This window comes from Embleya australiensis (assembly GCF_051903075.1).
GTDB lineage: Bacteria > Actinomycetota > Actinomycetes > Streptomycetales > Streptomycetaceae > Embleya.
Genome location: NZ_CP182423.1, coordinates 2,442,430 through 2,463,655 on the forward strand (window position 1 = coordinate 2,442,430; position 21,226 = coordinate 2,463,655).

Here is a 21,226-nt window from a genome sequence, read left to right on the forward strand (position 1 = left end):
GCTCAGCCCCTCGTCGGCGGCGGCACCGCCGAGCGGCGGCGGATCCGGCAACCCGGTGCGGTGACGATCACGCTCCCGGCGTGGCCGGTCAGCGTGCGGCAGGTGTCGGGCGGGGCCGATTCGCCGGGCAGCGGGACGAACGCGGCCGGCCCCACGATCGGCAGCCGGGTGCACAGCCGGCCGACGCCGTCGGCGGCGTACAACCGGCCGTTCATCGCCGCGAGGGCGATCGCGCCGCCCGCCGGGCCGAGTACGCGCCACGGCGCCGGCGCCTCGGGGTCGGCGGGCAGCTCGGTCGCGTACACGTGGTGCAGCGTGTCGGCGGCGTCCACCGCGAAGACGCCGCCGTCGCACAGCGCCAGCGCGAGAGTGCCCTCGGGCAGTCGGGCGACCGGGGTCCACGGCGCGGGCCGAGTCACCGGCGGCCGGCGCAGCAGCCGATCGTCCGGGCCGACCGCGTACACCTCCAGCGGCAGCGCACCGGCCGCCTCCCGCGCCGCGGCCAGGGCGCGCACCGCCGGCGCGGCGCCGATCGCCCGCCAGGGCAGGTTCTGCCCGCCGGTGTCGCGGCAGAGCAACGCCCCCTCGATGTCCACCGCGAACAGCACGTCCTCGCAGGCGGTGAGCGCGCGGATGTCGGCGGCGGGGCCGATCACCTCCCACTGCGGCTGTGTGGCGGCGCCGAGCTGGTCCAGCACGTTGCGGGTGACCCGGTCGACCACCGGATCGGCCAGCGCACTGCCCCAGTTGATGGTGCCCGCGTTGAACACCGTGCCCGCGCCGAGCCGGAACGTGCCCATCACCGCGTCGCCGCCCTGCCCGTAGCGCGCCCAGTGCCGCAGATCGGCGGTGGCGAGCACGACGAACGACGGCGGGGTGCCGTCGCGGCCGGTGGCGCGCGGGACACCCGTGCTCCAGTCCAGTTCGGCCGCGTCCGTCTCGTAGCCGAGCGCGCCCTGGGCGAACTTGTCGCCGTCCGCGAGGCCGGTGCCGGCGAACGCCCAGTGGTCGGTGAACCGGGCGATGTACGCCTCCTCGCGGATCACCTTCATTCCCTCGCCCCACGCACCCGCGCCCCGCCGGAAGCTGAGCCCGGTCATCGTGTTCTCCGGCCGGTGCACCGGCGCGCTGGACCACTCCACGGTGACCCGCTCGGGATCGATCGCCGCCATCGGGTCGGCGACCGCGTCCCGATGGCAGACCATGGTGCGGCCGTCGTCCTCCAGGCGCATCTGCCACCACGCGGTGTTCGCGGCGAAGATGGCCAGGTTGCCGCCGCGTCGGACGAACCCTTCGACGGTGTCGCGCTGTTCCCGCGACCAATACTCATCGTGCCCATTGACCACCAACAGCCGGTAGTGCGACAGGAGTTCGTCCCCGCCGTGCAGATCCAGGCCGGAGCAGAACTCGACCGGCCGGCCGGTGGCCCGCAACCAGCGCAGCAGGCCCTCCTCCCAGCGCTCCGGCGGGGGCCCGCCGCCGGGTCGGTCGAACGTGACCCGGGCGGCCCGGTTCGGCTGTTCGGCGTAGTACAGCCCCCGGCCGGGCACGCCGGAGCGGTTGTACGCCTGCCAGGTGGCGAACGGCACCGACACCAGGATCGGCGCGGCCATCCCGGGCCGCGCCGCGCGGACCACGAACCAGGCCTCGTGGTCCAGGGGTTCGTCCCCGGCGAGCGGGGTGCCGTCGTCGAACACGGCCCGGTACAGCGAGCTGGGCCAGTCCGGTGGAACGGCCAACTCCCAGTGCTCGCCGCTCACTCGCGCCCGGGCCAGGACGTGGTCGGTGGTCGCGTCGACGATCGTGACCTCGCCACGCACCGGGCCGCCGTCGGTCGAGGCCACGTGGAAGCGCAGCCGGTCGCCCGCCGTGACGGACGTGGCACCGGCATACGCCAGGACGCTCATGCGACCGGCTCCGCCACCCGCTCCGCGAAGCCGGTCAGCGCGCCGATCGGCACCTCCCGCCCGGCGGCGGCGCGTACCAGCAGATCCTCCAGCGCGACCAGGTGCGCCTCCAGCGCGTGTAGGGGCAGATAGGCGGTGTCGCCGGTGACGCTGACCACCAGCGCGTCGCCCTCGGCGACCACGTGCATGCAGTACCGGCAGGCGATGAACTCGTGCCCGCCCGCCGGTTCCACCCGACTGCGGGTGCGCGCCACGTCCAGTTCGGCGGCGGTCGGCTCCGGTCCCGGCTCCGGCGGCCTGTCCACCAGGCGCATGTCGTTGAAGCAGCAGAACGGCCGGATGGGCGTGCCGCGTTCGGCGGTGATTCTGGACATCAGCGCGTTCCACCGGTCGGGGTCGTAGCCCGCGCTGCGATACGCGCGCAGCGACGCCTGCCACGCGGCGGGCAGCAGGTCGGTGAAGCGCGCGCCGAGGTCCAGGTCGAGCACGAACAGCCCTTCCTGGGACAGCGTGGTGACCAGATCGCGGCTGTCCGCCCGGAAACGGTTGGCGACGATCGGCAACATCACCGCGGTGTCCCGGCCGCCCGCGCGCGCCGCCAACACGGCCGCGCCCGCGAGCAACACCGCCGACGGGCTGACCCGGTGGCGCAGCGCGACCGCGTCGGCGGCCCGGGCCAGTGCGGGGGAGACCAGGCGCACGGTACGAAAGCGCGGCGCCGCCGGTTCGGCGATCACGTCGGCGAACACCGTCGGCGCGATCCGCCGATAGTGCGTCTCCCAGTGCGCGAGCGCCGATTCGCCCCGACGCAGGCCCGTGGTCGTGGACTGCTCGTGCGCCAGGTCCAGCGGCCCACCCGCCGCCGGGCCGCCCGCCGACCCGCGCCGGATCAGCAACCGCAGGTCGCGGACCAGGACTTCGACGCCGTGCCCGTCGGTGGCCACGTGACACAGGGCCAGTGCGATGTAGCGGACCCGGCCGCCGTGCACCACCAGGCCGACCCGGATCGGCCAGGCGTCGAAGTAGTCGAAGCGGGTGGCGCCGAGGCGTTCGGCCACCGCCGCCGCGACCGTGTCCGCGTCCTCGATCAGCGCCGCCTCGAACACCTCCACCGGCAGCGTGCCCACCGAGTGGCGGGCCTGTCGGGGCTCGCCGTCGGAGGACACGAGCCGGGTGCGCAACGCGTCGTGACGCTCCATCAGCCGGCCGAGCGCGGCGGTCGCCCGGGTCACGTCCACCGGCCGGCCGCGGTCGGCGATCGGCAAGACGCGGGTCATGTTGAAGTAGTGGTCGCTGGGCGCGGTGCGCCGGATGGCCTGCCAGATCGCCCGCTGACCCCACGTCAGCGGGGCTTGGACCGGGTCGTCGGCGGAGACCGCGAAGGGTGCCGGCACCTCGTAGGGGGCCGCGACCGGTGGCTCGGCCGCGACCCGGGCTCTCGCCGATTCGTCCTCAACCATCGCCCACCGCCACGCCGTGCCGGGTCAGGTGCGCCACCAGCGAGTCCAGGTCCTCGACGAAGTCCAGGTCGGCGTCAAGATCGAAGAACACGTCGAACTCGCCCTCCAGGGCGTCGATCAGGCGCAGGAAGGTCAGCGAACTCACCCCGGACGCGGTCAGCGAGCCGGTCGATTCCAACACCTCGTGCGCGCTCACCTCGCCGCCGCTCACGTCGGCGATCAGCGTGGCCACCCGTTCGCGCAGCGGGTCCGCCCTCATGCCGCGTCCCCGGCCAGTCGCCGACGCAGGCTCAGCGGCCGGATGTCCGGCCAGACCCGGTCGATGTGCGCCGTGCACTCCTCGCGGGTGCCGACGAATCCGGTGGGCACCCAGCCTGCGGGCGGGTCGGTGCGCAGCGGCCACAACGAGTGTTGTTCCTCGTCGTTGACGACCACGCGGTAGGTCTCCTGGTCGGTCTCGGGGTCGGTGGTTTCGGGATCGTTGCGCATCACGGCTCCTGGAGGTCGCGGACGGCGTCGGTCACGCCGCCGACGGTGGGGGTGTCGAAGAAGACGTCGAGCGGGACCTCGACGCCCAGGCGTTTGCGGATCCGGGCGGCGATCTGGGTGATGGTGAGCGAGTGGCCGCCGAGGTCGAAAAGGTCCTCGTCCACGCCGATGTCGTCCAGGCGCAACACCTCGGCCCAGATCGCCCGTACGGTCTCGGTGAGTTCGTCGGCCGGGCCGTCGGCCGCGTCGAACGGGTCGGCGGATCCGCCCGGTTGGGGTCGAGCGGGTGCCGGTTCGGGCAGGCGGGCCTGGTCCAGCTTGCCGTTGGGGGTCAGCGGGAAGGCGTCCAGGGCCAGGAAGCCGGTGGGCACCATGGCGCTCGGCAGGGTGCGGGCGAGGTAGGCGCGCAACTCGTCGGGGACGATGGGGGGTTGACCGGGCTCGGGGACCAGGTAGCCGACCAGGCGGGCGTGTTCGCCATCCGGGTCGAGCAGTCGGATCGCCGCTTGGGCGATGCCGGGATGCGCGGCGAGCCGGCTCTCGATCTCGCCGAGTTCGATCCGGTGTCCGCGCAGTTTGACCTGGGCGTCGGTACGCCCGACGTAGTCGAGCCCGCCGCCGGGCGCGTGTCGGACCAGATCGCCGGTGCGGTACAGGCGGGTGCCGGGCGGCCCGAACGGGTCCGCCACGAACCGCTCGGCGGTCAGCCCCGGGCGGCCGAGGTAGCCGTGCGCGACGCCGTCCCCGCCCAGGAACAACTCGCCCACCAGGCCCTCGGGGACCGGATGCAGCCGGCCGTCGAGCACGTACGCGCGGGTGTTGGCCAGGGGCCGGCCGATGCCGGGCGCGGTCTCGGAGTCGACCTCGGCGTAGGTGGACCACACCGTGGTCTCGGTGGGCCCGTATACGTTGACCAACCGGCCCACCACACCGCGCAGTTCGGCGGCCAGCGAGGCGGGCAGGGCCTCGCCGCCGGTGATCGCGGTCAGCCCCGGACGGTGCAGGCCGGCCGCGAGCAGCACCCTCCAGCCGCTCGGGGTGGCCTGGACGTGCGAGACGGCGTGCCGCTCCAGCAGGGCCAGTTGCGCCGGTCCGTCCCGGTGCCGGTCGTCGGGCACCAGTACCACCCGGGCGCCGGTGGTCAGCGGCAGCAGGAGTTCGACCGTGGAGATGTCGAAGGACAGCGAGGTCAACCCGAGCCAGCGGTCGTCGGGACCGGCGCCGAGCCGGTCGCGCATGCTCGCGAGCAGATTGGCCAGCGCGTGGTGCGGTACCTGGACGCCCTTGGGCCGACCGGTCGAGCCGGACGTGTAGATCACATACGCCGGATCGCCCGGCGCCGGCCGACTGGGCGGCCGGACCCGACCGGGCTCGCTACCGAAGAGGTCGGGCCCGTTCAGGTCGGGGGCGGCCAGGACGAGCGGTTCGACGGGGGCGACGAGGCGAAGCCGGGCCGGTGCGGCGGAGGCATCGGGGACCGGCGCTTCGACGGGAGCGACGAGATGGAGCCGGAGCGACTCCTCGGGCGCGTCCGGAATGTGGTCGGGCGTGAAGTCCGCACCGGGGCCGCTCGGTTCACCCGTGCGCGCGCCCCCGTCGCGTACGATCGCCGCGATGCGCGCGTCCGACCGGATGAAGGCCAACCGTTCGGCCGGATAGCCCGGGTCGAGCGGCAGATACGCGGCGCCCGCGCCGAGCACGCCGAGGACGGCGGCGACCTGTTCGCCGGTACGCGGCAGTTCGATCGCCACCAGGTCGCCGGCGCCGATCCCGGCGCGGTGCAGGCGCTCGGCGAACACGTAGGCGGCCGAGGCCACCTGGCGGTAGGTCAGGAACCGGCCCGAGCACACGACGGCGACCGTGTCGGGGGCCGCCGCGGCGCGCGCGGCGAACAGCTCGACGACGGTTTCCTCGGCCGGATACGGCGTGTCGGTGGCGTTGTCGGTGTGCAGGACCCGGACCAGCTCCCGCTCGGACAACAACGGCAGATCGCCCAGCGGCAGTTCGGGGTCGGCCAGCGCGGTGTTCAGCAGGGTGGCGAAGTGGCCCGGGATACGCGTGGCCGCGTCCGGGACGAAGCCGTCCGTAGGTACGTGCAGCGCGCCGTCGATCCGATCCCGGCCCTCGACCAGTTGCAGATGCGCGGTGTTGCGCGCGGTCGGCGGCAACACGATCCATTCGACCCGGGTCTCCACCCCGGGGAAGACCGGCTCGACCACGCGGGTGCGCCGCCGATAGCTCACGGTCAGCTCGGTCAGCGCGGTCCTGGGTCCGAGACCGCGCACGGTGTGGCTGTACGGCACGTCGCGGAAGGCGTAGATCGCCCGCAGTTCGGCGCGCAGTTCCCGGACGAACGTGCCGAAGCCCTGTCCCGCGCGCGGCCGGGAGGAGACCGGCAGCTCGTTGACGTACAGCCCGACCCCGCGCGCCTCGGCCGGGGTGCGGGTGGTGAGTTCGAGCGCGGTACGCACCCGCGCGTTGCCGTAGCGGAACAGCAGCGTGTGCCAGGCGGCCAGCAGCAGTTCGAAGTGGGTGACGCCGAGTCGCACGGCCGTCTCGTGCAGTGCGTCGACCGTTTCGGGCCCGAGGGTGAACGGGATCGTGGTGCCCGGCGCCGGTTCGCCGCCGGCCCGCGTGGTGGGCAGCAGCCCCGGCAGGATCGCCCGACCGGGCTCCTCGCGGTGCCGGGCCCAGACGCCGGTGGTGTCGGGATGGTCGGCCGACACCGGTCCGGCCCGGAACACGTCTGTCGATCCGGGGCCTTGTGACGCCGGGACTGCCGGGCCCGCCGGGGTCCCGCCCTCGCGGGCCGCGCGGTAGGCCCGAGCCAGGGCGGCCACCACGATCTCCTTGGACGTGCCGTCGAAGATCACGTGGTGCGCCGTCACCAGGAGCGTGTGCCGGTCCGGCGCGAGGGAGAACAGCGTGAAGCGGGAGAGCGGACCGGCGTACAGGTCGAAGGGGCGACCCAGTTCGGCCCGGATCATCGCGTCCAGGTCCGCCTCGTCGGCCGGCACCCGGCGCATCGGCGCGGGGGTTGTGGGCACCAGGCCCGGCGTGCCGTCCGCCTCGCCGACCGCCGCGGCCAGTATCGGGTGCCGCTCGATCGTGGCGGCGCACGCGCGGGCCAGCGCGTCCGGGTCGAGCGGGCCGTCGAAGCGCAGCAGCACCGAGAGGTGGTAGGCGGACTCGGCGGGCAACGTGCGCTCGGTCACCCACACGCCCAACTGGGCGGCGGACAACGGCGTGAAGGGCAGCGTGTCGAGCCCCGCCCCGGGCTCGGCGTCGGTGCTTTCGGCCGTCGGGGCCGGGTGCTCGTTCGGCGGAATACGATCGTTCCAGGGGATCTGATCGTTCGTCACAGTCATGGTCGGACCTCGTCGTCCAGGAGCCGGCGCAGCTCGCGCTTGAGGATCTTGCCGCCCTCGTTGCGCGGCAGGGATTCCCGGAACACCACGTGTCCGGGGAGTTCGTGGGCGGCGAGCCGTTCCATCAGGAACACCCGCAGCTCGGTCGCGGTCAATTCGCCCCGGGGCACCACGACGGCGGCGACGGTCATCCCGAGCACGGGGTGCGGTACGCCGAACGCGGCCGCGTCCAGCACGCCCGGGTGTTCGTGCAGGGCGTCCTCGACCTGCAACGTGGAGACCTTGTACGCACCGGACTTGATCACGTCCCGCTCGCGGTCGACCAGGTACAGGAAACCCTCGGCGTCCAGGTAGCCGAGGTCGCCCATGCGCACCCAACGCCCGGAGAACACCCGCGAGTCGGTCTTCTCGCCGTAGTACGAGCGGGGCGTGGTCGGGGTGCGCAGCCAGACCTCTCCGGTCTCCCCGACCGGCAACACCCGCCCGCGCTCGTCGGTCACCCGCAGGTCGCGCAACGACGCGGGTCGGCCGGGCGAGCCGGGGTGTTCGGGGTCGAACAACATCGTGGTCTGCGCGGGCGCGGCCTCGGTGGAGGTGTAGTAGTTGACGATCTGCGCCTGTGGGAACAGCCGGGCCAGGCCCACCGCGACCCGGCGCGGCAGGGCGGCGGCGGTGGAGCCGAGCAGCCGCACGCTGGACAGGTCGTGGCGGTGTGCCTGGTCCGCGCCGAGCAGTTCGATGGCCATCGCCGGCACCACGAACACACTGCCCACCGCGTGCCGTTCGATCAGTCGGGCGAAGTGTCCCGGGGTGAAGCGCGGGGCGGCGATCGCGGTCGCCTTCGCGTCGAGCGCGTTGATCAGCATGGTCTGCCCGGCGTTGGTGCCCACCGGGTACGCGTGCAGGAAGTGCGCCGAGTGGCCGAGCGGGCGACGGCGCGCGTCCAGCGTGCAGCCGTACGCCAGGTTGGCATGCGTCGCGGCGACACCCTTGGGGGTGCCGGTGGTTCCGGAGGTGTACAGGATCTGCGCGAGGTCGCCGGGGTCCGGGGTCGGCAGGCCGCCCGCGGGGTAGGTCTCGATGTCCTCGACCGGGGCGGTCCAAGCGCCGGTGCCGGCGTCCGGCGGGACCAACTCGGCGCGGTGCAGCACGGCCGCGGCCCCGCTGTGCGCGAGCAGGTGCCGCACCTCGGCCGGGGCGAGCCGGTCCGACATCGGCACCGCGACCGCGCCGGCGCGCTGTACGCCCAGGTAGGCGGTCGCGTAGTCGATCCAGTCGCCGTTGCCGTACAGGAGCGCGACCCGATCGCCCGCGCCGATGCCGCGTTCGGCCAGCCCCGCGGCGACCGCGTCCGCGCGGTAGTGCCAGGAGCCGAACGTCAACTTCTCGCGCCCGCTGAGGATCGCGGGTTGCTCCGGCTCGATCTCGGCGCGATGCGCGAGCAGCGCGGACAGGCTCTCCGGCGCGCGGCGGCCGGCGGGCGTCGGCCGGGGCCGGGTTCCGATGCTCACTTCGACACCTCCGCGAGGGCGGGCGCCGACTCGGCGGCTCGGGCCCGGATCCGGCGTTCGCGTTCCTGGATGCCGACCTCGTCGTCGGCGGGCGCGTCCGGGACATCCCGGTCGAAGTGGGCAAGGACCGGCAGTCGCAGGCCGATCAGCACGAGGGCGAGCATCGCGGCGCCGAACACCAGGTAGAGCAGGCCGATGCCGCGCCCCTCGCCGTGTCCGATCAAGCGGCCCATCGAGCCCGCGAGCGGCCCGTCGTCGGTCATCAACGGCTCGAACAGCTTGGCGCCGAGCGGCGCGATGACGCCGTGCCCGATCGGCAGCGTGGACCAGGCGACCAGGGTGTTCAGCGCGAACACCCGGCCGTGGAAGCGCTGGGGCACCTTGACCTGGACGATGGTCGTGTAGACGCCGTTGACCAGGGACAGTGCGCAGGACATCCCGAAGGCGCCGATCCCGACCACCCACAGGCTCGCGTGCAGACCGGTGAACGCGGACGCCCCGGCCAGCGCGGCGGCCAACCACAACATGCCGCGCAACCGTTGCCGGCGCGGACCGCCCCAGAAGCCCATCGCGATGCCACCCACGATCACCCCGGCACCGGCCGCCATGGATACCCGGGCGGCGCCGCCGAGCGAGTCGAAGGACAACACCAGCGGCGTGGTGAGCAGGAACAGCGGGGACAGGAACAGGTTCAGCACGGCGAACCAGAGCAGCATGGCCCGGAAGCCGCGATGGCGCCACGAGTAGGTGAAGCCGTGCTTGATCTCGGCGGTGAGCGATTCGCGCCGCCGCCACGGGAGGGTGCGCGGGAACTTCACGAAGGCGATGATGGTGATCGCGATCGTGTAGCTGATCACGTCCAGGATCAGGATGCCGCGCAGACCGATGCCGGCCATCAGCCCAACCGCCATCAGCGGGACCACGAACTGGGCGACTCCACCGGCCAGTTGCACGATGCCGTTGGCGTGCCCGAGGTATTGCTTGGGCACCAGTTGTGGCACCGCCGAGGCGTAGGCCAGGCGTTGGAAGGTGAGCGCCATGGACAGCGCGCCCAGCAGGACGTAGATGTGCCACGGATGCAGCGACCCCGAGACCAGGAGCAGCAACAGCACCCCCTGCGTGCTGCCCGCCGCCAGGTCGCCGAGCAGCATCACCCTGCGTCGATCCATCCGGTCCACGATCGCCCCGGCGAGCGGGCCGATCAGGATGCCCGGCAACATGCCGATCACCGCGTAGAGCGCGAAGCGGCCCATCGAGCCGGTCTGGAGGTAGATCCAGATCGGCAACGCGAACTCGGTCAGCGCGGAGCCGGTGATCGAGACCAGTTGGCTGAACGCCACCAGGAGGAACCGGCCCATGCCGGGCTGGGGTTCGCGGCCCGGAGCAGCGTCGGCCCTGGCCCGGTCCGGTCCGGGATCGTCCGGTGGTCCGGCGGTGCCGTGGAACCACCACGGGCCGTCCGCCTCGCGGATGGGCAGCGCGTCGGTGCGGCCCGCGGCCACCGCCGGATGTACGCGCGTGATCACTTCGGCCAGGTCGTTCGCGCGGTGCTTGAGGAAGAAGTGGCCCGCCTCGTCCAGCATCACCAGCGCCACCCGGTCGGCGATGGTGCGCCACTCGCGGAAGCGTTCCTGGTAGAAGTCGGCGGCCGGGTCCCGGTCGCCCATCACCGAGACGATGGGCGCGCGCAGCCGGGGGCGGTTGTCGGACAGCGCCTCGGTGAAGTACTCCTCGGCCGCCACCGAGTCGCGCCGCATGTTGCCGATGATGAACTTCATCTGGTCGCCGTCCAGGTCCGCCATGTCGGCGCCCATCGAGGTCAGCCAGTTGGCGTACACCCGGTCGCCGAGCAGTGGTTCGAGCGCGGCCACCTTGCTCAGCGCGGAGAGCACCCGCCCGCGAGGCCGGGCGAACGGGAACTGGGCGCCGATGTACACCGCGTCCAACTCGCGTCCGGCGGACTCTAGTTGCCGGGCCACGGCGACGATCAACGCGCTGCCGACGCCGCAGTGGCCGTAGAGCGCGATCGGTCCCTCGACTCGTTCCTGGACCTCGGCGACGATCCGCCGGGCGAGTTCGTCGAACGGCAGCCGCTCCTGGGTGACGCCCACGTCGTGTCCGGGGATGGCCACCGACCACAGGTCGTGGGTGTCCGGCAGTGCGTCGGCCAGCGGCTGGTACACCACCGCGCTGCCGCCGCCGTAGGGCACGCAGACCAGGGACAAGGTGCGCCGCGCCGCCGGGACGGGCTTGCTCAGCCGGTACAGCAGCCGCGCCGGGCCGCGTTCGGCCTCGGACAGCGTGGACAGGGCGGCGATCTCGCGGATGGTCTTGTGCGTGAAGACGTCCATCACGCTGACCGCCCGGCCGCCGATCTCCGGGAGCTGCTTGCGGGCTCGCGCGACCACCTGGGTGGCCAGCAGGGAGTGGCCGCCGAGGTCGAAGAAGTCGTCGTCGACGCCGACTTCGGGCAGCGTGAGCACGTCGCACCAGATCCGGGCGAACAGCAGCTCGGCCGGGGTGGTCGGCGGCGCGGCGGCGGCGCCCTTGGAGCGACGCGCGGCGGGCGCGGGCAAAGCCTTGCGGTCGAGCTTGCCGCTGGGAGTCAGGGGCAGCGCCGGCAGCGCGACGAACGCGGCGGGGACCATGTAGTCGGGCAGGGTGCGTTTGAGTGCGGCCCGGATGTCGTCGGCGTCGAAGTCCTCGGTGCCGCGATCCGGGTCGGTGGGCACCACATACGCGGTGATGCGTTTGTCTCCGGGGGTGTCCTCGCGGACCACCACCGCGGCCTCGTCCACCTCCGGGCGGGCGCGCAACGCGGCCTCGATCTCGCCGAGTTCGATCCGCAGGCCGCGCAGCTTGACCTGACCGTCGATCCGGCCGAGGAAGTCGAGGGTGCCGTCGGGTCGCCACCGGGCGAGGTCACCGGTGCGGTAGAGGCGGGTGCCCGGGGCGCCGAACGGGTCCGGGACGAAACGTTCCCCGGTCAGTCCGGGCCGCCGGTGGTAGCCCAGCGCCACCTGGACCCCGCCCAGATACAGCTCGCCGGGCGTGCCGAGCGGCGCCGGTCGCATGGCCTCGTCGAGCACGTACACCCGGGTGTTGTGGATCGGCGCGCCGATCGGCACGGTGGCGAGCGGGCCGGCGCACTCCCACGCGGTGACGTCCACGGCCGCCTCGGTGGGCCCGTACAGGTTCGCCAGCGCACAATCCGGCAGTCGCTCGCGGAAGGCGCGGGCGTTGTCCGGCGCCAACTCCTCGCCGCTGCACACCACTCGACGCAGCGTCGTGCAGCGCTCGACGCCCTCCTCGGCGAGGAACACGGTCAGCATCGCGGGCACGAAGTGCGCCACTGTCACGCCCTGTTCGGCGATCACGTCGCGCAGATAGCCGGCATCCTTGTGCCCGCCCGGGCGGGCCAGGACCAGCCGGGCACCCGCGGTCAGCGGCCAGAAGAACTCCCAGACCGACACGTCGAAGCTCGCCGGGGTCTTCTGCAACACCGCGTCGTCGGGGCCCAGTCGGTAGGTGTCCTGCATCCACGCGATCCGGTTCACGATGCCGCGGTGCGTGTTGGGCACACCCTTGGGCCGGCCGGTGGAGCCGGAGGTGTAGATCATGTACGCGACGTCGTCGGGAGTCGGTGCCGCGACGTCGGTGATGCCGCCGGTGCCGTCGGCGCCGGGTGTCGGGTCGGGCCAGTCGGCGAGGTCGTCCAGGGCGATCACCGTGGCCGCGCAGTCGGCGGGCATCGGCAGTCGCCGCTGGCTGAGCAACACCCGCGCGCCCGAGTCGGCCAGCATGAACGCCAGGCGTTCGGCCGGGTATTCGGGGTCCAGCGGCGTGTACCCGGCGCCGGTGCGCAGCACGCCAAGCAGGGCGGCCACCAGTTCGGGGGAGCGTTCCGCGCCGACCGCGACCAGGTCGCCGGGTCGGACCCCCTCGACGCGGAGGCGGTGGGCGACCCGATCGGCGGCGGCGTCGAGTTCGCGATAGGTCAGGGTGTGATCGTCCAGGACCACGGCGGTGGCGTCGGGGGTGCGGGCGATGCGGTCGGCGATCAGGTCGACCAGCGTGGACCGTTCCGGGACCGGCGCGGCGGTGTCGTTCCAGCGGGTCAGGACCAGGTCGCGTTCGTCGGGGTCGAGGCCGTCGAGGGTGGACACCGGTACGTCGGGCCGGTCGGCGAGTACCGCGAGCAGTCGACCCAGATGCCGGCCGAGGCGGGCGATGGTCGTCTCGTCGAACAGGTCGGTGTTGTAGTTGAAGGCGCCGTACAGGCCGTCCGGCCACTCCATCAGGAACAGTTCCAGGTCGAACCGGGTGCCGCCGGCCTGGAGGCCGAACGCCTCGGCGGTCAACCCGGCCCGGTCGTCGGGGGCGTTCGCCGTGGCGTAGTTCTGCACCGCGAGCACCGCCTGGAACACAGGCGACCGGGTCACGTCGCGCGCCACGTTCAGCTCGGTTACCAGCTGGGCGAATGGCAACTCCTGGTGCGCGTAAGCCTCCAGGCAGGTCTCTCGGGTGCGGTCGAGCAGTTCGGCGAAGGTCGGATCGCCGCCGGTGCGGGCGCGCAGCGCCACCACGTTGACGAACATCCCGACCAGGTTCTCCACCTCGGGATGCGGGCGACCGGCGACCGGCGAGCCGACCGCGAACTCGCGCTGCCCGCTGTGCCGGGCGAGCATGAGGTGGAAGGCGGCGAGCAGCACCATGTACAGGGTGGCGCCGCGCTCGCGGGCCAACGCGGTCAGCCGGTCCAGGAGTTCGCGGTCGACCTCGAAGGCGTGGCCGGCGCCGGCGAAGGTCTGCCGGGACGGGCGTGGTCCGCGGGTGGGCAGTTCGAGCGGTTCGACGCCGGCCAGCTCGGTCCGCCAGTACGCCGTCTCGCGCAGCAGCGTCTCGCCGGTCAGCCGCTCCCGCTGCCAGATGGCGAAGTCGCCGTAGGAGACCGGCAATTCGGGAAGTCGCGGCGCGCTGCCGGTGGCATACGCGGCGTAGCCGGCCAGTACCTCGCGGACCATGATCTCGCTGGACCATCCGTCGCTGACGCTGTGGTGCACAGTCAGCAGCAACACGTGGTCGGTATCGGTCAGGCGGATCAGCAGGGCCCGGATCAGGGGTCCCTCGGCGAGGTCGAAGGACGCCGCGGCGCCCGCGTTGACCAGCCGCTCCGCCTCGGCCCGGTCGGCCGCCTCGACGCGTGTGAGTACCGACGGCAGGGTCGCGGCGATGTCCAGGCGGGGCTGTCCGTCCTCGTCCACGAGGTAGCGCGAGCGCAGGGTCTCGTGGCGGGCGACCAGGTCGGCCAGAGCCCGTTCCAGGGCGTCGACGTCGAGCGCACCGCGCAGCCGGCGGGCGACCGGGATGGTGTAGGCGGCCGTGCCGGGCGCGAACTGCTCCATGAACCAGACGCGTTCCTGGGCGTAGGACAGCGGCGGCACGGTGCCCTCGGGCCGGCGGGGGATGACCGGGCCGGCGGCTACGCGGCGGCGCAGCCGGCGTTCCAGGAGTTCGCGTTTGGTCGCGGACAGCGACGTGTCGCGCGCGGGGGACTCGGTGCTCATGGCTGCGAACGGTTCCTCTCGGCGGAGAGCAGCTGCTCGGCGGTGTCGTCGTCGAGCGCGGCCAGGTCGGCGACCAACAGCTCCTCGACCGCGGCGGCGAATCCGGCGAGGGTGCGGTGGGTGAACAGGGTGCGCAGCGGTACGACGAGGTCGGTGGCGGCGGCGATCCGGGCGACCACGCGGGTGGCCAGGAGCGAGTGCCCGCCGAGTTCGAAGAAGTCGTCGAGTACGCCGGCCTTGTCCAGGCCGAGCACGTCGATCCAGATCTCGGCGACCAGTCCCTCGGCGTCGGTGCGAGGCGCGAGGTAACCGTGGGCCTGTTCGGCGCGGCGGTCGGGGGCGGGCAGGGCGCGGTGGTCGAGTTTGCCGTTCGGGGTCAGCGGGAGCCGGTCCAGCCGGACCAGGGCGCCGGGCAGCAGGTGCGCGGGCAGTCGGCCGGCCAGGTCGGCGCGCAGTTCGGGCACGGACAGGTCGGCGGTGGCGACCACGTAGCCCACCAGTGCCTCGTCCCGGGCGACCACGGCGGCCTGGAGTACGCCGGGGTGGGCCAGGAGCGCGACCTCCACCTCGCCCGGCTCGATCCGGTAGCCGCGCACCTTGACCTGGGCGTCGAGCCGGCCGAGGAATTCCAACCGCCCGTCGGCGCGCAGCCGTACCCGGTCCCCGGTGTGGTAGCGGCGGGCGCCGGGCGGGCCGTCGGGGTCGGGACGGAAGGCGGCGGCGGTGGTGCCGGGGCGGCCGAGGTAGCCCTGGGCGACGCCGGCGCCGCCGATCAGCAGTTCGCCGGGCACGCCGGGCGGGACGGGGTTGCCGTGCGCGTCGGCGACGACGGTGTGCGTGGCGTCGATCGGGGTGCCGATCGGCGGGCGTGCGGTGGTGTCGGCGGCGCCGAGGTCGGCGGTGGTGGCGATGACGGTGGTCTCGGTCGGCCCGTAGGAGTTGACCAGGCGGACCCGGTCGCCGAAGCGGGCGCGCCAGGCGGCGACCGCGCCGGGGCGGACCTGGTCGGCGCCGAGGATGAGCAGGCGCAGCGCGGGCGGCCAGGCGATGGTGTCGGCGCCGGTCTCGACGAGTTCGTGCCAGTAGGGGGTGGGCAGGTCGAGCACGGTGACGTCGTCCGCGTCGCCGGCGGCGAGTACGTCGGGCAGGGTGGCGTCGGGCGCGGGCAGGACCAGCGTGGCGCCGGCGGCCAGGGCCGGATACAGCTCCTCGACATGGGTGTCGAAGCTGAGCGAGGCGCTCTGTAGAACCCGGTCGCTCGGCTCGATCCGGTAGCCGGTGCGCATCCAGCGCACCCGGGCGGCGAGGGCCCCGTGCGGGACCAGGACACCCTTGGGGGTGCCCGTGGAGCCGGAGGTGTAGATCAGGTACGCGGGGGACTGGGCGGTGGGTTCGACGGGCGTGAAGGGCGCGCCCTCCGGCGCGGTGTCGGCGAGTACCGGGGTGATCGTCGCGGGCAGGCCCCCGGCGTGCGCGGCGTCGGTGACCACCACCCGGGTCGCACTGTCCGCGAGCATGAACTCCAGGCGCTTGGTCGGGTATTCGGGGTCCAGGGGCAGATACGCGGCGCCCGCGCGCCAGGCGGCCAGCATGGCCACGACCGCGTTGGCGCCGCGTGGGCACAACACCCCGACGACGGCGCCGGGTTCGGCCCCCGCGCTGCGGAGTCGGGCGGCCAGGGCGTCGGCGCGCAGAGCGAGTTCGCGGTAGGTGACGGAGCCGTCGGGGGTGCGCAGGGCGATGCGGTCGCCCGGGACCCGGGCGATGGCCGCCGGGACCGATTCGGCGGGCTCGTCGGCGGGTGCGGGTCGGATGCGCAGTCGGTCCCGGTCGGCGTCGGTCAGCAGCGGCAGCAGGTGTACCGGGGTGTCCGGATCGGCGAGGGCGCCGCGCAGCAGGGTTTCCAGGCGGGTGGCCAGGGCGACCGCGGTCGACTCGTCGAACAGCGCGGTGCGGTAGCCGAAGACCGCCTCCAGGTCGTCGCCGTCGCGGCGGATGTCCAGGGAGAGGTCGAACTTGCCCGCGCGGTGGCCGCCGTCCACCTCGCGGGCCTCCAGGTCGGCGAAGCGGCGGGCGGGTCCGGTGTCCGCGTCCTGGGTGTGCACCGTGAGCAGCGTCTGGAACAGCGGGGCGGGCGCCGCCGGATCGCGGTCCACCCGCAGTTCGGCGAGCAGTTGCTCGAACGGGATGCGGTCGTGGCCGTACGCGCCGAGCGCGGTCCGTCGGGTGCGGTGCAGCAGTTCGCCGAAGGTCGGCTCCCCGCGCAGGTCGGCGCGCAACACCAAGGTGTTGGAGAAGTAGCCGATCAGGCCCTCGTGTTCGACCTCACCGCGACCGGCGATCGGCGCGCCCACGGCGAAGTCGCGCTGCCCGCCGTGGCGGTGCAGCAGTGCCTGGTAGCCGGCGAGCAGGACCATGAACGGGGTACAGCGCCGGGTTCGCGCGACGTGGTCCAGGGCGGGGCCGATGCCGGTCAGGCGCCGGGTGTGGAACGCGGTCGCGGAGGACGGCGCGGCGGTGCGCGGGCGGTCCAGCGGCAGGTCGAGCGTGGGCAGGTCGGCGAGTTGCCGGCGCCAGTAGTCGACGGCCCGCTCGGTGTCCCGGTCGTGCTCCCGCTGCCGGGCGGCGTGGTCGAGGTAGGAGGGCAGTTCGGCGAAGACGGGCGACACGCCGTCGCGGTGCGCGCTGTAGCGCAGTTCCAGTTCGCGGCGGAGCAGATTGAGCGACCAGCCGTCGGCCAGGATGTGGTGGAGCACCACGCACAACACGTGTTTACGGTCGTCGAGCCGGACCAGGGTCACCCGCAGCGGCGGTGCGGCGGCGAGGTCGAAGCCGGTGTTGACCCGCTCGGCGAGGATGCGGGCGGGTGCGTCGGCACTCGGCCCGGCCGGGTCCACGATCTCGATCGGGACCGGGCCGGGCGGTGCCACCACGGCGACGGGGCGTCCCTCGTCGTCGGGGAATCGGGTGCGCAGCGCGTCGTGTCGGGCGGCGACACCCGCGAACGCGACACGCAGCGCCTCGATGTCCAGCGGGCCGGACAGGCGCAATACCCACGGGATGTTCCAGGCGGCGTCGCCCGGTTCGAAGCGGTCGAGGAACCACAGGCGTTCCTGGCCGAAGGACAACCCGCCGACCCGCTCCCCGGCGCGCGGCTCGGCGGCCCCGGTCGGCTCGATCCGTTCTCCGGACCCGGTTCGGGAAAGCGTGCGTTCGTCGTCCATGTCGACCCCCTCGCCACCATCGCCCGAGGGACGTCACGCGCCGACCGAACGGCCGTGCCGTCATCCCGTTTCCGCGATCCGACGCGGGCGTCGGCTCGCGGCACGGCGGCGCGTCGGACGACCTGTCGTCGCCCGATCGAAGTCCGCCCCCGTGGCGTGCGTCGGCAACGCTAGGAGTGCCATCGAGGCAGTGTCAATGGTCTATACCAAACCGACTATTGGTCCAGACCTCGAATCAAGCGGAACGGAGCCGACCGGCCCGAATACCAACCGGGTGTTAATGATCGGGATGGTCGAACCGGCAGTCGGGCAGGGGGATTCGGGGACGTGGAGCCGAGCCGGGCCCGGCCCCGCGCATCCGGGTCGGACTTCGCGCATTCGGGATCGGCGGCGCGGATCCGGGCCGGCTCGCATCCGCATCGGCGGCTCAGCCGCGCAGCAGATCGATCAGCCCCGTCCCGCTCTCGTTCCCGTGCCCGTCGGCCACCCGACGCTCCATCAGGGCCAGATAGGGCAGCAGCAGTTCGGGACTGACGCCCTGCTCGGCGGCGGTACGCAGCAGGGTCGGCGCGCCCGCGAGTTGCATCGTGAGCGGGGAGGCCACCCCCGAGGCGTAGTCGCCGGTCGTCAGTTGGGCCGCCGTGCGGTGCGCCGTGGGTGCCATCGCGGTCAGCCATTCGGCCAGGAGCGGGGCGAAGGCGGTCGGTTCGATCGCCTCCTCGCGCACCAGTGCGAAGGCGTGCGTGAGGCCGGCGAACATCCCGGTCATCGCGCTGAGCAGGGCCACGTCGTACAGCGCGGCGAAACCGGCGTCTGCGCCCACGTAACGGCCGGCCGCCGGCACGGCCAGGGTGTCGCCGCGGGTGTCGAAGACCTCCCGGGAGCCGCTGTAGAAGACGTAGCAGCCGGCCCCGGGGACGCCGATCATCGGTGGGATCGCCATCACCCCGCCCGCCAGGAAGCGGGCCCCGCGCTCGGCGGCCCCGGCGGCGCCGGCACGGGCCTCGGCGGGGGTGGTCGTGGTGAGGTCGACCAGGTCCCGACCGGCGAGGTCGACACCGGCCAGGGTCTCCTCGACCGAGGCGTGGTCGAGCAGGCACACCACGACCAACTCGGCCGCGGCCACCGCCTCGGCGGCGCTCGCGGCGACGGTCGCGCCTGCGTCGGCGAACGGCTCGGCCCGGCCCGGGGTGCGGTTCCAGACGGTCACCGGGTGTCCGGCGGCGAGCCAGGCGCGGGCCAGCGCGCCGCCCATGGCGCCCAGGCCGAGTACGGCGAGCGGGGACCTGGGGGTGGACGCGAGCAGGGTGGGATCGGTCGTTCGGGTGTCGGGTTCCATGCGGATTAGGCTGGTCACCGGCGTCCGGGCGGGCAAGTACGCACTTGGAAGTGGGTACTCGTGCGACACCGGCCGCCGGGACGGCCCGAGCGATACCGAAGCGGGGCGGCGTGGGCGGTGCACGGGCGACGAGCGGGCGGAGGACGGACATGACGGGCGCCGGAACAGGCACGGGAACCGGCACGGGTACGGTCAGGGGCAGGCCGGGGGCGTACGTCTGCGGGATCGACGCGGCCATGGGGGTGGTCGGCGGGAAGTGGAAGGTGCTCATCCTGTGGGCGCTGAACGAGCACCCGTGCCGCTTCGGCGAGCTGCGCCGGTTGGTACCCGGGATCACCGAGAAGGTACTGGCCTCGCATCTGCGAGAGTTGGAACTGGACGGCATCGTGCATCGTGAGCAGTTCGACGAACTGCCGTTGCGGGTCGAGTATTCGCTCACCCCGCTGGGCACGTCGTTGAACGCGGCACTGCGACCGCTCGGCGCGTGGGGACGGGCGAACCTCCTGGGCGACGCGTCCGGGTACAGCGTCGACACGGACCGGTTGATCACCCTGTCCGTGGTTGCCGATCGCACCGAACTCACCGACCGCGAATGGGCGTTGCTCGCGCCGCTCTGGCCGGCGCCCGGGCCTTCCGCCGACCGGGGGCCGGGCCTGCGACAGATCGTCGACGGCGTGCTGTACCGCATGCGGACCGGTGTGCGCTGGTCCGACCTGCCGCCCCGGTTCGGGCCGTGGCGGACGGTCGCCGCGTGCCGGCGCCGCTGGGTCTCCGACGGTACGTGGGCGGCGGTCGTCCGGGTGTTGCAGGACCGCCTTCAGGCGGCCGGCGGGGACGACGCTGAGGTGCTGCGCGGCCTGATCGGCCGGCTGGGTGAGGTGGCCCGCCAACCGCGACCGCTGGTCGTCGGCCGGAGCTGAGGCCGGCCTCCGGTCAGCCCTGCTGGCCCATCGTGTGGTGGGTGAAGACGCGGTCCCGGGCGGTGGCGACGGCCGTGGCCACCGCGCCGAGCAGGACCGCCTCCTCGCCGAGGCCGCTCGCGGCCACCCGAGGGCGCAGTGGGGTCAACTCGTGCAGTTCGGTGGTCATCGGGCCGAGCAGCAGGTCCGCGTTGGCGCCGATCCCGCCGCCGAGGACCACCAGTTCCGGATCGAGCACGGCGGCGACCGAGGCCACCACGTGGGCGAGCCGCTGTGCCTCGTGTCGGACCGCGCTCGCGGCCGGTTCCTCCGCGCGGCGGGCGGCGTCGAAGACGGCCTTCGCGGTGAGCGGCCCGGTCATCCCCAGCGCCCGCGCGCCGCGCACGACCGCGTCGGCGGACACCGCGTCCTCCAGCATGCCGCGTCGCGGCACCGGGCCGCTCGCGCCGTGCCCGACCCGGTCCGACGGGCGCGGGGACAGCGGCAGGAAGCCGATCTCGCCCGCCGCGCCGCCCGCGCCCGGGAACAGCCGCCCGTCGGCGACGATGCCCATGCCCAGGCCGGTGCCGACGGTGACGTACACGAACAGCGGGCAGCCCGCCCCGGCGCCGCCGTGGTACTCGCCGAGCGCGGCCAGGTTCGCGTCGTTGACGATGTCCACGGTGGTGCCGAGCGCCGCCTCCATCCGGCCGCGCAGGCCCGGGCGGCCCCATCCGGGCAGGTTGACCGCGTACCGGATCCGGTCGGCCGCGCGGTCGTACACGCCCGGGCAGCCGATCACGGTGTGCACCACGGCGGTCGGCTCCAGACCGGCGTCGGCGACCACGGTCCGCGCCAGGTCGGTGGCGGTGGCCAGCATGGTGGCCGAGGTACGGGCCCGGTTGTGCCGGTCCTGCCGGGCCAGCAACCGGCCGTCCAGGTCGGCGACCGCGGCTCGGATCCAGGACCGCCCCACATCGATCCCCACCACGTAGCCCGCCGTCGGATCGGGCTCGTACAGCAGCGCGGCCCGACCCCGCGCGCCGGTCTCCAGGCCCACCGGCCGCACCAGCCCCGCACGTTCCAACGCGTCCAGCGCGGTGGACACTGTCGGTTTGGACAGGCCGGTGTCGCGGGCGAGTTGGGCGCGCGAGATGGGCGCGGCGGCGCGGACCCGATCCAGGAGTACCCGCTCGTTGTGACTGCGCAGCACGCCCCGGTTCCAGTGCGCCACGGCGGGCGCGTCGGGTTCCGGCGGGATACCTCCTGGGGTCATCGGCTCTCCGTCAGCGGCATCGAAGGTAGTCGCGCCACTGTAACCGCCACGGAAGGGCAAAGATGTGGCCTCGATCCCCGGGCGCTCTTGACGGGGATTAGTTAAGGAAATTTACTTAACAAACCGACGGCTCCGAGCACTCGGCCGCCGTCCGAAGTCCCTTTCTCCGCACCATCGTTCCGACCC

At 73.4% G+C, this 21,226-nt stretch carries 11 protein-coding genes and 1 pseudogene; 2 read left to right on the forward strand and 10 right to left on the reverse strand.

Going from position 1 to position 21,226, the window contains the following annotated elements:
• Positions 1-2 precede the first annotated feature (2 nt).
• The 9 genes from ACMXN5_RS40995 to ACMXN5_RS41035 all read right to left on the reverse strand — a co-directional run bounded on the left by ACMXN5_RS40995 (position 3) and on the right by ACMXN5_RS41035 (position 18,865).
• Complete coding sequence (locus ACMXN5_RS40995; RefSeq protein WP_439679972.1) at positions 3-1,907, reverse strand: N,N-dimethylformamidase beta subunit family domain-containing protein; 1,905 nt, start codon at positions 1,905-1,907, stop codon at positions 3-5.
• Positions 1,904-3,367 (reverse strand): condensation domain-containing protein, encoded by a 1,464-nt coding sequence (locus ACMXN5_RS41000; protein WP_439679973.1) that lies wholly within the window; start codon positions 3,365-3,367, stop codon positions 1,904-1,906. Before ACMXN5_RS41000 ends, ACMXN5_RS40995 begins: the two co-directional genes overlap by 4 nt.
• A complete protein-coding gene (locus ACMXN5_RS41005; RefSeq protein ID WP_078979926.1) occupies positions 3,360-3,626 on the reverse strand; it encodes an acyl carrier protein in 267 nt (88 codons plus the stop codon). Before ACMXN5_RS41005 ends, ACMXN5_RS41000 begins: the two co-directional genes overlap by 8 nt.
• A complete protein-coding gene (locus ACMXN5_RS41010) occupies positions 3,623-3,856 on the reverse strand; it encodes an MbtH family protein (protein WP_380014546.1) in 234 nt (77 codons plus the stop codon). The genes ACMXN5_RS41005 and ACMXN5_RS41010 overlap by 4 nt, the downstream gene beginning before the upstream one ends.
• Complete coding sequence (locus ACMXN5_RS41015) at positions 3,856-7,224, reverse strand: non-ribosomal peptide synthetase (RefSeq protein WP_439679974.1); 3,369 nt, start codon at positions 7,222-7,224, stop codon at positions 3,856-3,858. The genes ACMXN5_RS41010 and ACMXN5_RS41015 overlap by 1 nt, the downstream gene beginning before the upstream one ends.
• Complete coding sequence (locus ACMXN5_RS41020; protein WP_439679975.1) at positions 7,221-8,735, reverse strand: class I adenylate-forming enzyme family protein; 1,515 nt, start codon at positions 8,733-8,735, stop codon at positions 7,221-7,223. Before ACMXN5_RS41020 ends, ACMXN5_RS41015 begins: the two co-directional genes overlap by 4 nt.
• Positions 8,732-14,302, reverse strand: coding sequence for an amino acid adenylation domain-containing protein (locus ACMXN5_RS41025; protein ID WP_439679976.1), 5,571 nt, complete (start codon positions 14,300-14,302; stop codon positions 8,732-8,734). The genes ACMXN5_RS41020 and ACMXN5_RS41025 overlap by 4 nt, the downstream gene beginning before the upstream one ends.
• Entirely contained in the window at positions 14,299-17,526 is a 3,228-nt protein-coding gene (locus tag ACMXN5_RS41030) for an amino acid adenylation domain-containing protein (RefSeq protein ID WP_439679977.1), read from the reverse strand. Before ACMXN5_RS41030 ends, ACMXN5_RS41025 begins: the two co-directional genes overlap by 4 nt.
• A 427-nt stretch (positions 17,527-17,953) precedes the next feature.
• Entirely contained in the window at positions 17,954-18,865 is a 912-nt protein-coding gene (locus ACMXN5_RS41035; protein WP_439679978.1) for an NAD(P)-binding domain-containing protein, read from the reverse strand.
• Positions 18,866-19,014: 149 nt separating this feature from the next.
• Between ACMXN5_RS41035 and ACMXN5_RS41040 the strand changes: the two are divergent.
• Positions 19,015-19,374 (forward strand): annotated as a pseudogene (locus tag ACMXN5_RS41040) (winged helix-turn-helix transcriptional regulator); the annotation flags it as partial.
• A 48-nt stretch (positions 19,375-19,422) separates the two neighbouring features.
• Positions 19,423-19,785 carry a transposase gene (locus tag ACMXN5_RS41045; protein WP_439681388.1) on the forward strand — a complete coding sequence of 121 codons (363 nt, stop codon included), beginning with the start codon at positions 19,423-19,425 and terminating at the stop codon, positions 19,783-19,785.
• Between the two features lie 13 nt (positions 19,786-19,798).
• Here ACMXN5_RS41045 and ACMXN5_RS41050 read toward each other — a convergent pair whose 3' ends face one another.
• Positions 19,799-21,040, reverse strand: coding sequence for an ROK family protein (locus ACMXN5_RS41050; RefSeq protein ID WP_439679979.1), 1,242 nt, complete (start codon positions 21,038-21,040; stop codon positions 19,799-19,801).
• Positions 21,041-21,226 lie beyond the last annotated feature (186 nt).